The sequence below is a fragment of the Streptomyces sp. NPDC051578 genome (assembly GCF_044454045.1).
In the GTDB taxonomy this organism is placed as follows: Bacteria; Actinomycetota; Actinomycetes; order Streptomycetales; family Streptomycetaceae; genus Streptomyces.
The window spans coordinates 225,507-238,692 of the sequence record NZ_JBITDH010000002.1; the positions used below are offsets into that span (position 1 = coordinate 225,507).

Below are 13,186 nucleotides of genomic sequence, written 5' to 3' on the forward strand. Positions count from 1 at the left end.
CACGCCGTCATCCGGCCCGGCGCAGGGCCAGGGCTGCCAGTGCCTCCGGGGCGCCGGGGCGGCCCCGCAGGCCCGGGAAGGCGTTGACGTCCACGATCAGCGGCGTGCCGCCGCCGGTGTCGACGAAGTCCACCCCGTAGACGTCCAGCGCGAACACCTCGCCCACGAGGAGCGTCAGCTCCGCCCACCGTGCGGGAGGTCCGGTCCCGGAGCGGGCGGGTTCCGCGTCCTCGCGGGCCAGCTCCGAGCGCCGCAGCCCCGCGAAGACCCGGTCGCCGATGGCGTACAGCTTGTGGTCCCAGCCGTTGTTGGGGGCGAAGGCCTGCACCACCACCGGCTCCTCGCCCCACCCGGCGGACAGCTCGCGCAGCCGCTCCGCGTCGTCGACCCGCGCGACCAGGTCGCCCTTGCGGCTGCGCCGGCTCTTGACCACCACGGGCCAGGGCAGGCCGGGCAGACCGGGGCCGTCGCCGGCCCGCTCGGCCATTCGGTCCAGGGAACGGAAGGCCGCCGTCGCCGCGAAGGGCAGCCCGGCCCGGCGGGCCAGCTCCGCCATGTCCCTGCGGTCCTGGCAGCGCTCCGTGGCCGCAGCGGAGTTCACCACGGGCGCGCCCCGCCGCTCCAGTGCCCGCGCCAGCTCCAGCGCCCGGGGGTCGCGGGCCTTGAGGAGGTACACGTCGGCCGGCGCCCGGGCCGCCACCGCCTCCGCGTCCGGATCCCGCGGGTCCAGCACCACCACCTCGTGCGCGGGGGCCAGCGCGGCGGCCGTCCCCGCCAGCAGGGGGTGCCCGGCGTCCGGGGTGATGAGGCCGACCTTCACGCGCCGTCACCCGCCCGGGCCGCGACCTGCGCCGGGATCGACACGTGGAGCCCCGCCGTGCGCGGGGGCGGGCACGCCGCCGTGCCACCGGCGCGGGACAGGTCCAGCACGGCCCGGGCCACGCGGGCCGCCGCCTGCGGCACCTGACGGAAGCTCGGAAAGTCGTTCACGTCCACCACCACCGGCCCGTCGGGGCCCAGCAGCACGTCCAGTCCATACAGGTCCAGCCCGTACACCACGCCGACCTGCGCGGCGATCGCGGCCACCTCGGCGGGCAGCGGCACCCGGCGCTCGCGCACGGAGCGGTCCGGGTGCATGGGGGAGCAGCGCTCGGTGGCGAACAGCTCCCCGCCGACGCAGTACACCTTGATGTCGACACCGGAGTTGGGTACGTACGGCTGGGCTATGAGCATGCCCTCGCCGGCCAGCCGCGGCAGCAGCGCGGCGAGCCGGTCGGGGGAGGCCACGAGGTGCACCGCCCGGCCGGAGCTGCCGTCGGCGGGCTTGACGACCAGCGGGTACTCGGACTCCGGGATCTCCGCCAGCAGCTCGGGGCGTGCCACGGCGTACGTCGGCGGCAGCGGCAGGCCCCGGGCGCGCCCGATGGCCGCGGCGAGTGCCTTGTCCCGTACACCGCGGATCGACCGCGCGTCGTTGACGGTGGTCATCCCGGTCGCGGCGGCCGCTTCGAGCATGGTCAGACCGGGGCCGCCGGACACCGTCTTGAGCACCCAGGCGTCGTGCACCCCGGACCGCACCAGGTCGGTCATGCGCAGCAGCGAGCCGCCCGGCCGCAGCACGTCCACCTGGTGGCCCCACGCGCTCAGTTGCCGGATCACCTCGTTCGGCATGCCGTCGTGGCGGTAGTGCTCCTCCACCAGGAAGCAGAGCCTCATGGACCTTCCCCATATTTTCCGGACGTCCGCCGATCCCGCCCGGCGAGTTGTGACGTCACAGGATGCCATGGCCGCAATGTGATGATCGTCCGGTACCAGCCGGGGATTCCACAGAAAACGCATGAGAAGTGCCTTAAGTGGCCATTACTCAGCGTCACATTTACCAAGAACTTTCCAAACTGATCAACAATTCTCTTATAGTGATGGCTTGTTGCCACAGGAACCCTCTCTTCCATTTACGCCCCGCTTTGAGGCTTTGATTGATGACGGCGTCGCCCTCCCCCCTTCGCCCCTCCGCGCTCGCCCTGCTGGTCACGGCCGTCGCGGCCGGAGTGCTCTGCACGGCGGCGGTGGCCGCGGCCCCGTCGGACGTCCGCGTTCCCCTCGGCTGGTTCTCGCTCTTCGGTGTCCTGCTGCTCTCGCTCGCCGCCTTCGCCGTCACCTGGCTGACGCGCGGCAGTCGCCTGCTGCGCACCCGGATCGCGGGCCTGAACGCGGACATCGCCGCCCGGGACGGCCACATCGCCCGGCTCACCGCCGACGCCGCCCGTGACACGGCCGCCCGCACCGCCGAGGCCGCGCGCCTCGCCAAGGAGTACGCGGCGGAACTGGAGCGGCTGAAAACCGCCCACAGGGTCGAGCTCGACCTGGTGACCGTCACCGGGCTGGCCGACCGCGAGCGGCTCGGTGAGGAGCTGCGGCGCGCCGAGTCCGGGAGGGCCGCGGCGATGGCGGCCGCCGCCAACGCGGCCGGACGCATGCAGGCCCTCGCCACCGGAATGCTGGCCGACCTGCGCGAGATGGAACACCGGCACGCCGACGAGGACGTCCTCGGCGACCTGCTCCACCTCGACCACCGCACCGCCCAGGCCGGCCGCCTCGCGGACTCCATCGCCGTCCTCACGGGGGCCCGCTCGGGCCGCCGCTGGGCGAAGCCGATCGTCATGGAGTCGATCCTGCGTGGCGCCATGGGCCGGATCGGCGGCTACCAGCGGGTCCGGCTGCACTCCACCAGCGACGCCGCCGTCGCGGGGCACGCCGCCGAGGGGGTCATGCACGCCCTCGCCGAACTCCTCGACAACGCCGCCAACTTCTCGCCGCCGACCGCCGAAGTCCACGTCTACGTGGAGGAGGTGCCGGCCGGGATCGTCATCACCGTCGAGGACAGCGGCCTGGTCATGAGCGACGTCCAGCTGCGCCGCGCCGAACAGGCCGTCACCGGCGAGTCCCTGGACCTGGCGGGGCTCTCCGGAACCCGCCTCGGGCTCGCGGTCGTCGGCCGCCTCGCCCGCAAGCACGGGCTGACGGTGTCGTTCCGGCCCTCCGCGCGCGGCGGTACCGGCGCGCTGATGATGCTGCCGCACGAGCTGATCAGCCGTACCCCGGGCGAAGCCGGGCCCACGCCCGCGCTCGTGGCCGCCCCGGCCGCAGCCCCCGGGGCGCGGACCGGGGAACCGGCCGCGGACCACGGGCCGGGCCCGCACGGCGGCGGCGCCGGCTCCGCCGGCTCCGGGCGCGCGAAGGAACGTACGCCGTCCCCGCAGGACGACGCCCCGGGCGCCGCACCCGCGGCCCGCGGCGAGGACCCCGGATCCGCCGACGGGAGCCCCCGGACCGGCGACACCGGCCTGCCCCAGCGACGACGCGGCCGCACCCTGGCCGCCGCCCACCCCGAAGGACCCGAAGCCGCAGCCCGCGCGGCCCGTACCCAGGCGGCGCCGACCGGCGCCTCCCAGTCCGCCGCCCGCTTCGGCAGCTTCCGGCAGGCCGTGCGCGGCGCGTCGGCGCAGCAGCCCACGAACCCACCGCACCCGGAAGGCAACACGCGATGACCGGCTCCACGACCGACGAGACGCTCAGCTGGCTCCTGGAAGGACTCCTGGAACGCACCCCCGGCGCCCGCCACGCGCTCGTGCTCTCCCGGGACGGCCTCAAGCTGTGCCGCACCCCCGAGCTCTCTGTCGACCAGGCCGACCAGCTCGCCGCGATCGCCGCCGGCATCCAGAGCCTGTCGCACGGCGCGTCCATCGAGTTCGGTGACGGCACCGGGGGAGTCCGCTCCGCGATGGCCGAGTTCTACGGCGGCATCCTGTTCATCGTCGAGGCCGGTGAAGGCGCGCACCTCGCGCTCGTCGCCGCCGAGGACGCCGACGCGGGCCTGGTCGGCCACAACATGTCCGAACTGGTGGAGCAGCTGAGCGAGCATTTGATCGCGAGGCCCCGGGGTTGAGCCGTACCAGGCCGGGTCGGGACGACTCCCCGGACCGGCTCTACACCCTCACCGGCGGTCGCAGCAGCTCCGGTTCGGACGCCTTCGACCTCGTCACGCTGGTCGTCGCCGAATGCGATCCGGTTCCCGGCATGCAGTCGGAACACACGGCGATCCTGCGCATGTGCCAGTACCCGACGGCGGTCGTCGAGATCGCCGCCGAGCTGGGCCTGCCCGTGTCGATCGTCCGCATCCTCCTCGCCGACCTCCTCGGCACCGGCCGGATCAGCGCCCGGCACCCGCGTTCGGCGTACCGCCTTCCCGACCCCGACATCCTGGAGCAGGTGCTCGTTGGACTCCGCAACCTCTGACCGGCGTGAAACCCGGCAGACCCTCAGCAGCACCGCCGACAACGGCTTGAAGATCGTCATCGTCGGCGGCTTCGGAGTGGGCAAGACCACCATGGTCCGATCGGTCAGCGAGATCCGGCCGCTGAACACCGAAGAGACCATGACCAAGGCGGGCGAGGGGGTCGACGACACCGACGGCGTCGCCGGGAAGAGCAGCACCACGGTCGCCTTCGACTTCGGCCGGATCACCCTCGACGCGCACAACGTGCTGTACCTCTTCGGCGCTCCCGGGCAGGAACGTTTCTGGTTCCTGTGGGACCGGCTGTTCTCCGGCACCCTCGGCGCGGTCGTCCTCGTCGACACGCGCCGCCTCGCCGACTCCTGGTACGCCATCGACCGCCTCGAACACCACGGCACGCCCTTCGTGGTGGCCTGCAACGACTTCGGCGGCCCCGGCCACACCGCCGAGGAGGTCCGCGCGGCCCTCGACCTGCCGCCCGAGGTGCCGCTCGTCTTCTGCGACGCCCGCTCGCGCGCCTCCAGCAAGGACGTCCTGATCTCCCTCGTCCGCCACCTCCAGACGGCCACCCTGTCCCACACCCCGGAGCCCACCCCGTGACCACCCCCGCCGACCGCGAACCGCAGCCCGTCTACCTCGGCGGTCCGCGGTTCCAGACCGATCCCGTCGCGCTGTACCGGGAGATGCGGCGCGAGCACGGCGCCGTCGCCCCGGTCGTCCTGGACGGCGACGTACCGGCCTGGCTGGTCCTCGGCTACCGCGAGCTGCACCAGGTCACCAGCGACCCGCAGCTCTTCACCCGCGACTCCGAGCTGTGGAACCAGTGGGACCGCATCCCCGCCGACTGGCCCCTGCTCCCGATGATCGGCCGCAAGCAGCCCTCCATCCTCTACACCGTCGGCGAACGCCACCGCGAACGGGCGGCGGTCGTCTCCGGGGCACTGGAAGCCGTCGACCCCTTCGAACTCAAGGGCCACGCCGAACGGTTCGCGGACGAGCTGATCGACGGGCTGTGCGGCAAGGGCGAGTGCGACATCGTCGGCGAATACGCGATGCTGCTGCCGCTGCGCGTCCTCGCCCGGACCTACGGATTCTCCGACGAGCAGGGCCCCGGCCTCGTCACCGCCATGAACGACATGATCAACGGCCGCGAGGGGGCCCTCGACGGCCAGCGCCACCTCGCCGAGTCGATGTTCGCGCTCATCGCGGACAAGCTGGTGCGCCCGGGCCACGACGTCGTCTCCCGGATGCTCGCCGCCCGGGGCGACTTCACCGTCGAGGAGATCGCGCAGGACCTCATGGTGATGCTGGCCGCCGGGCACCAGCCCACCGCCGACTGGATCGGCAACACCCTGCGGCTCATGCTCACCGACGACCGGTTCGCCGCCTCCCTCGCCGGCGGCCGGCACAGCGTCGGCGAAGCGATGAACGAGGTCCTGTGGGAGGACACGCCCACCCAGAACGTGGCCGGGCGCTGGACCTCCCGCGACACCCACCTCGGCGGACAGCGCATCAACCGCGGCGACCTCGTGCTGCTCGGACTGGCCGCCGCCAACGCCGACCCGCACGTACGCACCCACGTCGGAGCCCTGACCGGCGGCAACAACGCCTTCTTCTCCTTCGGCCACGGCGAACACCGCTGCCCCTTCCCCGCCCAGGAGGTCGCCGAGGCCATCGCCCGCACCGGCATCGAGGTCCTCCTCGACCGGCTCCCGGACGTCGACCTCGCCGTGCCCGCCGCCGACCTCGCCCGGCGGCCCTCGCCCTGGCTGCGCGGGCTGACCGCGCTCCCCGTGATCTTCACCCCGACCCCCGCCCTTGGAGCCTCCCGATGACGTGCCCGATCGACCACACGGGACCCGCCGCCATCACCCTGGACCCCCTCGTCGCCGACCTCGACGCCGAGAGCGCCGCGCTGCGCGCCGCCGGACCGCTGGCCCGGGTCGTCCTGCCCGGCGGCGTCGGCGTGTACGCCGTCACGCACCACGTCCAGGCACGGGCACTGCTGACCGACTCCCGCCTGGTCAAGGACATCGGTGTCTGGGGCGCCTGGCAGCGCGGTGAGATCCCGCCGGACTGGCCGCTGATCGGCCTCGCCAACCCCGGCCGCTCCATGCTCACCGTCGACGGCGACGAGCACCGGCGCCTGCGCAGCCTCGTCGCGCAGGCCCTGACCGTCCGCCGGGTGGAGAAGCTGCGCGCGGGCATCGAGGCGCTGACGGCCGGGATGCTCGACCGGCTCGCCGAGCTGCCGGCCGGCGCCGGCGTGGACCTCAAGGCGGAGTTCGCCTACCCGCTGCCGATGAACGTCATCAGCGAGCTCATGGGTGTCGACAGCGCCGAACACCCCCGCCTCAAAGCGCTGTTCGAGAAGTTCTTCTCGACGCAGACGCCGCCGCACGAGGTGCCGCAGATGATGGTCGACCTGGCCGCACTGTTCTCCCGGATCGTGGAGTCCAAGCGCGAGAACCCGGGCGACGACCTGACCAGCGCCCTGATCGCGGCCTCGGAGAACGGCGACCACCTCACCACGGAGGAGATCACCAACACCCTCCAGCTGATGGTCGCCGCGGGCCACGAGACGACCATCAGCCTGATCGTCAACGCGGTCGTCGCCCTGGAGACCCACCCCGAGCAGCGCGCCCGCGTCCTCAAGGGCGAGGTGCCGTGGGAGAACGTCATCGAGGAGACCCTGCGCTGGTCCACCCCGACCTCGCACGTCCTGATCCGCTTCGCGGCCGAGGACATCGAGGTGGGCGACCGGATCCTGCCGAAGGGCGAGGGACTGATCGTCTCCTTCGGCGCCATCGGCCGCGACGAGGCCCAGCACGGCCCGGACGCGGGCGAGTTCGACGCCACCCGCACCCCCAACCGGCACATCTCCTTCGGCCACGGCCCGCACGTCTGCCCCGGCGCGGCGCTCTCCCGCCTGGAGGCACTCGTGGCGCTCCCCGCCCTCTACGCCCGCTTCCCCGGCCTCACCCTCGCCGTCCCCCGCGAGGAGCTGCGCAACAAGCCGATCCTGACCCAGAACGACCTGTTCGACCTCCCGGTCCGCCTGCGCTGAGCCCTTCCGCTGAGCCCTTCCGCTGAGCCCGTTCACCGAGCCCTTCCGTCGAGCCTTCCGAAGCCGCGGGAAAACACGAATGCCCGCCGCCGGTGTGCGCAATCGGGTGGCACGCAGGAGCCCGGGAACTGGATATGTTCCCGGGCTCCGTCACGTCCGGGGGCCGTCAGGCCCGGAGCGAGACCGAGACGAAGGTCTTGCCCGCCTCGTTCTCGACCAGCACCTCACGGACGTCGGCCGCCGCCACGGCCGCCGAGCCGTCCAGTGAGGCGCCCTTGCCCTCGCCGAGTTCCGTGGTGCCCACGACCCACCCGCCCGCCGTGCTGCGCGTGCCGTCCCGGGAGACCACCACCAGCCGGCAGCGCTCGCCCGGAGGCACACCGGTCACGGCCGCGTGCACCCGTACCCAGGCTGCCGCCGGCACCACCTGCACCGTCATCCGGGTACCGGTGCCCCGGTCCGTCGCGGACGCCACCCGGGTCCCGGGCACCGCCGACGGCGCGGGCGGTGCGGACGGGGACGGCGGTGGGGCCACGGCGACGTCGTCGGCGCCGCCCGTGCCCAGCTGCGTACCGGCCCAGAACACGGCTGCCAGCGCGGCGGCCGCGGCCACTCCCGCCAGCCCGTAGCGCCGGCGGGCCCGCGCCGCACGCTCGCTGCGCACCTGGCGCAGAGTGCGCCGCAGCAGCAGGTCACCGCCCTGCGGGGGCCCGTCGAGGAACGCCTCCGCGGGGACCTCGCCCAGGGCCCTCTCCATCTCGCGCAACGCGGCCACCTCCTCCCGGCACTGCACGCAGTCGCCGACGTGCTCCTCGACGCGCCGTACGTCCGCCTCGTCGAGGACTCCCAGTACGTACGGGCCGAGGAGTTCCTCCTCGTGCCGCTGCCGGCTCATGCCACCACCTCCCGCAGTCCGCCGGGCTGCTGGGGCGGCCCGCCCGGCCTCCTGCTCCTGTTGCCTTCCCTGGCGCCGTCCGCGAAGACCTCCCGCAGGGCCTTGAGGGCGTAGTGCGCACGCGATTTGACCGTGCCCGCCGGAATGCCGAGCCGGTCGGCGGCCTCGGCGACGCTGTGCTCGCGGTAGTACAACTCGGTCAGCACGTCCCGGTGTTCCGGGGTGAGCCGGTCCAGTGCGCCGAGCACCGTCATGGTGTCGACGACGGAGTCCGCGTGGTCCACCTCCACCGGGGGAGCGGCCGCCGCGCCGGAGACCTCCGGCGGCCGGGCGGCCTTCGCGCGGTAGCGGTCGGTGATGATGTTGCGGGCGACGGTGAGCAGCCAGCCGCGCACCGAGCCCTTCCCGTTGACGAGCACCTCCGAGTGCCGCCAGGCCCGCAGGAGGGTCTCCTGGACCACGTCCTCGGCGGCGGCCCGGTCCCCGGTGAGCCGGGTCGCGTACGCGAGCAGGGCGTGGCCGTGCTCCTCGTACACCGACGTGATCAGTGCCTCATCCGTCGAGCCCCGCCGCGTGCGGGGCCACAGTGGTCCGGCCATCTCACCCTCTCCGTCTTCCTCGCTTGCGTGGGTGCGGTCCGAACACGGGCCCCGGGCCGGCCGGGTTCATGTGACCCGCGTCACTGGGGCGCGCGGGGCTCAGGTGCGGCAGGTGCGGCCGTCGTTGAGGCAGTCGGCCACTTCCTGCATCCGCTCGTCGGTCATCACGTTCACGAACATCGCGTGGTCCGTCTTCGGGCTGTGCAGCTGCTCGGGGAAGGAATCGAGCGCGAAGGGCACGCCCGGCGGCAGGTCGTACGCCAGTGACACGCGCAGCTGCGGAACCGGGAAGGTGCCCTGGGGGCAGACGCCGGTCACGGCGGGGAACAGCAGGTGCGAGCGGTGCCCCGGGCTGTCGTCGTCCAGCCCGTTCCAGCAGCTGGGGAAGACCAGGGTCCGCGTGACGCGCTGCCCGGCAGGACAGCGCGGATAGTGCGCGGAGGCCGACCCGGGAGTGCCCGAACAGCCCCAGCGGGCCCGGACCTGCGCGGCGGCGCCCGCCGTGTACGCGAGCGCGTCGCCGGTCACCGCCCGCAGGAACCGCGGCATCGGCACCACCTTCCCGACCGGACTGCCCCGGAATTCCACCGTCACCGCCGCCTCCGGCACGATCTCGCCCGCGTTGCCGTGCCCCGGCGTGTTCTCGCGCGGATCCCGGCCCGGCCGGTCCGTGCGGCGCAGGACCGGCCAGTAGTACGTCGAGCGGTCGCCGCCCGCGCAGCTCGTGGGCGCGGCCGCCAGGGAGGCGTCCGTGGACAGCGCGTCGGTGGACAGGTTCCCCACGTAGGCGTGGGTGTGGTGGGCGCCCGCCCGCAGCCCCGGGGAGACCACCAGGTTGTCCTGGTTGTAGTGCCCTTCACCGTTGCGGCCGCAATCCACCGTCACCGTCCCGGTCGAGGCGTCGGGGCCGGTGGGAAGCAGGCCCGGCTCCGGGGACATGTCGCGCGGGGCGGCGAAGTCCGCGGCCGCCGGGCCCGCGCGGGGCCCGGCCGCCCGGGAAGCACCGAGCACGGCGGCGCACAGCCCGCCGCCCAGGACCAGGCAGACGAGCAGCGCGAGCAATCGGTGTTCGTTCCCCATGGCGCCCACGGTTGCCGGTGCCCGCCACCCGAGTCAACCGCGCCCGCGCGGGCCCCGGCGGCCGCGCCCCGCACCCGCTGCCCCCAACGCACCGCGGCCGGACCCCGGTTGGCCATGTCGCTCCTTGCCGGGGCGGTCGCCGGCCGCGCACAGTGGACGCCATGACTCCCGCCGAGCTCCTCCTCGCCCTCGCCCGCACCCGCGCCTCGCTCGACGGCAGCGAGGTGACCTTCTGGTGGACCGGAGACGTCCACTCCTGGGCGCCGGGAGAGCCCTACCGGCACCTCTTCGGCTTCGAGGGCGTCAACGTGGCCCGGCTGGAAGCCGGCGGGGGCGAGGAGGAGGGGACGTACCGGCTCCTCACCCGGGAAGCCGCCTTCTACCTGGACCCGCGCAGCCGCGAGATCCTGGAGACATGGGAGGACAAGCCCGTGGTGCACGTCTGGAACGACCCCGCGAACCAGGCCTGGCGGCCCTTCCCCGTACCCGTGACCGACCTCGGCGACCAGGTGTGTTTCAGCCTGGAGATCCCCCTCTCCTACCCCTCGCCGCTGCCCGTCGCCCAGTACCCGCTGAACTCGGCGGACGACACCTACCGGGCCCTTGAGCTGTTCCAGTTCTTCGCGCCGGCGACCGCCCTGACCGCCGACGCGCCGAGCGTCCCCGCCACGATGTCCTGGACCCGGATGTCCCCGTGGCTGCCCTGGATGGAACAGGGGGCGCGGCCCGGCGGACTCACCTTCCACTGTCGCGGTCGCAAACTCCCCTCCTACGAAGACGCCCCCGAACGCACCCGCGCCTACATCGCCGCGCACCACCCCGAGTTCGCCCGCGCCCCCGAGAAGTGGACCGCGCCGAACGAGACCAGCTGGACCTACTTCCGGGCCCTCCACCCGCCCCGGTAGCCCCCGGGGCACGGGCAGGGGGGTCGACAAGGGTTTTCCCCGTATCGAGTTCATCCCCGCGTTGCCTACTGTCTGCCCACCGGCGGTCTTCCCCGCCACGAACGGTCCCCGCACCAACCCCACATGGTGTGAAGCCTTGCGCGGCCGGGCCGGATCGCCGGTACCGCCGTTGCCCCGCCCCGCCGTCGCGGCCGGGCAACGCGGCGCGCGGTGGTGTCCGGAGCGGGCCTGACCAGCCCGCTCCCGGCCCGCCCCGGCCGCCGGTTCACCTCCCACACAGCTCGAACCGGCCGCTCCGGCCTGCCCGGAAACGGCCCGCGAAAGGGAACACGTGCACGCATCCAGACGTCGGCTCATATCCGTGGTGGCCATGTCCGTCACCCTGCTGGCGGGCTCCGCCACCGCCTCCGTGGCCGTGACCGGCTCCTTTGACCCCGCCACCACCCTCCCGGCCGCCGCGGCCCCCGCCGCCCCGGGTGCCGCGCCCGTGCAGAACCTGATCGTCGGCTACAAGGCCTCAGCCGCCGAAGCCGGCTCCAACAGCGCGGCCGCCGACGACGCCGCCGCCAAGGGGAAGAAGGCCGGCAAGAAGGCGAAGTTCGACCGCCGCCTCGGCACCGGCGCCGCCCTCGTCAGCCTGGGTGGTGCGACCGCCCCGGCCGACGCGGCCGACGTGATGGCCCAGTTCCGCGCCGACCCCGACGTCGCCTACGTCGAGCCGGACTCCCGCGCCTACGCCATGGCCACCCCGAACGACACCGAGTACGCCAAGCAGTGGGACCTCTTCGAGGCCACCGCCGGAATGAACGTACCCGCTGCCTGGGACAAGTCGACCGGTTCCGGCGTCACCGTCGCCGTCATCGACACCGGCTACGTCACCCACTCCGACGTCGCCCCCAACATCGTCGCCGGCTACGACTTCATCAGCGACTCCACCGCCGCCCGCGACGGCAACGGCCGCGACTCCAACCCGGCCGACCAGGGCGACTGGAGCGCGGCGGGCGAGTGCGGCACCGGCTCCACGGCCAGCGGCTCCTCCTGGCACGGCACCCACGTCGCCGGCACCATCGCCGCGGCCACCAACAACGCCAAGGGCGTCGCCGGCATCGCGTACAACGCGAAGATCCAGCCCGTCCGCGTCCTCGGCAAGTGCGGCGGTGCCACCTCGGACATCGTCGACGCCATCACCTGGGCCTCCGGCGGCTCCGTCCCCGGCGTCCCGGCCAACGCCACCCCCGCCAAGGTCATCAACATGAGCCTCGGCGGCTCGGGCACCTGCGGCACCAGCTACCAGAACGCCATCAACGCGGCCGTCGCCCGCGGCACCACCGTCGTGGTCGCCGCCGGCAACTCCAACGCCGACGCGTCGGGCTTCACCCCCGCCAGCTGCAACAACGTGATCACCGTGGCCGCCTCCAACCGGACCGGCGACCGCTCCTTCTACTCCAACTTCGGTACCCGCATCGACATCACCGCCCCCGGCGGTGAGACCCGCCGCGCCACCGACACCCCCGGCACCGTCACCACCCCCGAGAACGGCATCCTCTCCTCGCTGAACGCGGGCACCACCACCCCGGGCGCGGAGATCTACAAGCCGTACCAGGGCACCAGCATGGCCTCCCCGCACGTCGCGGGACTCGCCGCGCTCCTGGTGGCCGCCAAGCCGTCCCTCACCCCGGCGCAGGTCAAGGCGGCCATCAAGGCCAACGCCCGTCCGCTCGCCGGGACCTGCACCGGCGGCTGCGGCGCCGGCCTCGCCGACGCGGCCGCCACGGTGAACGCCGTGACCTCCACGCCGGTCACGCCGGTGTTCGACAACACCACGGACGTCGCGATCCCGGACAACGGCGGCGCCGTCTCCTCCTCGGTCACCGTCTCCGGCCTCACCGGCAACGCCCCGGCCGCCCTCAAGGTGAACGTCGACATCAAGCACACCTACCGCGGTGACCTCGTCATCGACCTGGTCGCGCCGGACGGCACCGTCAAGCGGCTCCAGAGCTCCTCGGGCGACAGCGCGGACAACGTGCTCACCACGTACACCGTGGACGCCTCCGCCCTGCCCGCCAACGGCACCTGGCAGCTGCGCGTGCAGGACGTGGCCGCCGCCGACACGGGCTACATCGACTCCTGGAGCCTCGGCTTCTGAGTCCGCCGCCGCGGCCCTGACGGGCCGATGGTACGGACCAGCACCAGCGTCGATTCCAGCCCTCGGACCAGCCCCCGGACCTGCCGGTACCTCCCGTACCGGCAGGTCCGCCGTGCATTCCGGCCGGCCGACTGATTTCTGCGTCACAATGAGGGTCCGCCCGGCAGCCGACCTCGTATTGTCGCGCTCACAGGAAAGGC

The 13,186-nt window shown here is 73.4% G+C and carries 13 protein-coding genes; 8 read left to right on the forward strand and 5 right to left on the reverse strand.

What is annotated here, in order from left to right; translation table 11 throughout:
• Positions 1–7: 7 nt before the first annotated feature.
• On the reverse strand, positions 8–820 hold the full coding sequence (locus tag ACIA6C_RS11985; RefSeq protein WP_399274871.1) for a RimK family alpha-L-glutamate ligase: 813 nt from the start codon (positions 818–820) through the stop codon (positions 8–10).
• Positions 817–1,716 carry a RimK family alpha-L-glutamate ligase gene (locus ACIA6C_RS11990; RefSeq protein WP_399274873.1) on the reverse strand — a complete coding sequence of 300 codons (900 nt, stop codon included), beginning with the start codon at positions 1,714–1,716 and terminating at the stop codon, positions 817–819. Before ACIA6C_RS11990 ends, ACIA6C_RS11985 begins: the two co-directional genes overlap by 4 nt.
• A gap of 263 nt (positions 1,717–1,979) precedes the next feature.
• Here ACIA6C_RS11990 and ACIA6C_RS11995 point away from each other — a divergent pair, with 263 nt between their 5' ends.
• The 6 genes from ACIA6C_RS11995 to ACIA6C_RS12020 are packed head-to-tail and all read left to right on the forward strand — an operon-like array spanning position 1,980 to position 7,361.
• Positions 1,980–3,548, forward strand: coding sequence for a sensor histidine kinase (locus tag ACIA6C_RS11995; RefSeq protein WP_399274875.1), 1,569 nt, complete (start codon positions 1,980–1,982; stop codon positions 3,546–3,548).
• Positions 3,545–3,946 carry a roadblock/LC7 domain-containing protein gene (locus ACIA6C_RS12000; protein WP_136214855.1) on the forward strand — a complete coding sequence of 134 codons (402 nt, stop codon included), beginning with the start codon at positions 3,545–3,547 and terminating at the stop codon, positions 3,944–3,946. The genes ACIA6C_RS11995 and ACIA6C_RS12000 overlap by 4 nt, the downstream gene beginning before the upstream one ends.
• Entirely contained in the window at positions 3,943–4,296 is a 354-nt protein-coding gene (locus ACIA6C_RS12005; RefSeq protein ID WP_366083409.1) for a DUF742 domain-containing protein, read from the forward strand. The genes ACIA6C_RS12000 and ACIA6C_RS12005 overlap by 4 nt, the downstream gene beginning before the upstream one ends.
• A complete protein-coding gene (locus ACIA6C_RS12010) occupies positions 4,277–4,894 on the forward strand; it encodes a GTP-binding protein (RefSeq protein ID WP_399274878.1) in 618 nt (205 codons plus the stop codon). Before ACIA6C_RS12005 ends, ACIA6C_RS12010 begins: the two co-directional genes overlap by 20 nt.
• Positions 4,891–6,129 (forward strand): cytochrome P450, encoded by a 1,239-nt coding sequence (locus tag ACIA6C_RS12015; RefSeq protein ID WP_399274880.1) that lies wholly within the window; start codon positions 4,891–4,893, stop codon positions 6,127–6,129. Before ACIA6C_RS12010 ends, ACIA6C_RS12015 begins: the two co-directional genes overlap by 4 nt.
• On the forward strand, positions 6,126–7,361 hold the full coding sequence (locus tag ACIA6C_RS12020) for a cytochrome P450 (RefSeq protein WP_399274882.1): 1,236 nt from the start codon (positions 6,126–6,128) through the stop codon (positions 7,359–7,361). Before ACIA6C_RS12015 ends, ACIA6C_RS12020 begins: the two co-directional genes overlap by 4 nt.
• A 166-nt stretch (positions 7,362–7,527) precedes the next feature.
• Here the strand turns inward: ACIA6C_RS12020 and ACIA6C_RS12025 are convergent, their stop codons facing one another.
• The 3 genes from ACIA6C_RS12025 to ACIA6C_RS12035 all read right to left on the reverse strand — a co-directional run bounded on the left by ACIA6C_RS12025 (position 7,528) and on the right by ACIA6C_RS12035 (position 9,935).
• Entirely contained in the window at positions 7,528–8,256 is a 729-nt protein-coding gene (locus ACIA6C_RS12025; RefSeq protein WP_399274884.1) for an anti-sigma factor family protein, read from the reverse strand.
• Positions 8,253–8,855, reverse strand: a complete 603-nt coding sequence (locus ACIA6C_RS12030; RefSeq protein WP_361137276.1) for a sigma-70 family RNA polymerase sigma factor — start codon at positions 8,853–8,855, stop codon at positions 8,253–8,255. The genes ACIA6C_RS12025 and ACIA6C_RS12030 overlap by 4 nt, the downstream gene beginning before the upstream one ends.
• Before the next feature lie 99 nt (positions 8,856–8,954).
• Positions 8,955–9,935, reverse strand: a complete 981-nt coding sequence (locus ACIA6C_RS12035) for a DUF1996 domain-containing protein (RefSeq protein ID WP_399274886.1) — start codon at positions 9,933–9,935, stop codon at positions 8,955–8,957.
• Positions 9,936–10,096: 161 nt separating this feature from the next.
• On the opposite strand from ACIA6C_RS12035, the gene ACIA6C_RS12040 reads away from it, so the two are divergent.
• Positions 10,097–10,840, forward strand: coding sequence for a DUF1838 family protein (locus ACIA6C_RS12040; RefSeq protein WP_399274888.1), 744 nt, complete (start codon positions 10,097–10,099; stop codon positions 10,838–10,840).
• A gap of 370 nt (positions 10,841–11,210) precedes the next feature.
• A complete protein-coding gene (locus ACIA6C_RS12045) occupies positions 11,211–12,986 on the forward strand; it encodes a S8 family serine peptidase (protein WP_399276201.1) in 1,776 nt (591 codons plus the stop codon).
• Positions 12,987–13,186 lie beyond the last annotated feature (200 nt).

Excerpts from the sequence above, each read along its gene's own strand:
- ACIA6C_RS11990 (WP_399274873.1), bottom strand. The coding sequence starts at position 1,716 with ATGAGGCTCTGCTTCCTGGTGGAGGAGCACTACCGCCACGACGGCATG.
- ACIA6C_RS11995 (WP_399274875.1), top strand. The coding sequence starts at position 1,980 with ATGACGGCGTCGCCCTCCCCCCTTCGCCCCTCCGCGCTCGCCCTGCTG.
- ACIA6C_RS12000 (WP_136214855.1), top strand. The coding sequence starts at position 3,545 with ATGACCGGCTCCACGACCGACGAGACGCTCAGCTGGCTCCTGGAAGGA.
- ACIA6C_RS12020 (WP_399274882.1), top strand. The coding sequence starts at position 6,126 with ATGACGTGCCCGATCGACCACACGGGACCCGCCGCCATCACCCTGGAC.
- ACIA6C_RS12025 (WP_399274884.1), bottom strand. The coding sequence starts at position 8,256 with ATGAGCCGGCAGCGGCACGAGGAGGAACTCCTCGGCCCGTACGTACTG.
- ACIA6C_RS12030 (WP_361137276.1), bottom strand. The coding sequence starts at position 8,855 with ATGGCCGGACCACTGTGGCCCCGCACGCGGCGGGGCTCGACGGATGAG.
- ACIA6C_RS12035 (WP_399274886.1), bottom strand. The coding sequence starts at position 9,935 with ATGGGGAACGAACACCGATTGCTCGCGCTGCTCGTCTGCCTGGTCCTG.
- ACIA6C_RS12040 (WP_399274888.1), top strand. The coding sequence starts at position 10,097 with ATGACTCCCGCCGAGCTCCTCCTCGCCCTCGCCCGCACCCGCGCCTCG.
- ACIA6C_RS12045 (WP_399276201.1), top strand. The coding sequence starts at position 11,211 with ATGTCCGTCACCCTGCTGGCGGGCTCCGCCACCGCCTCCGTGGCCGTG.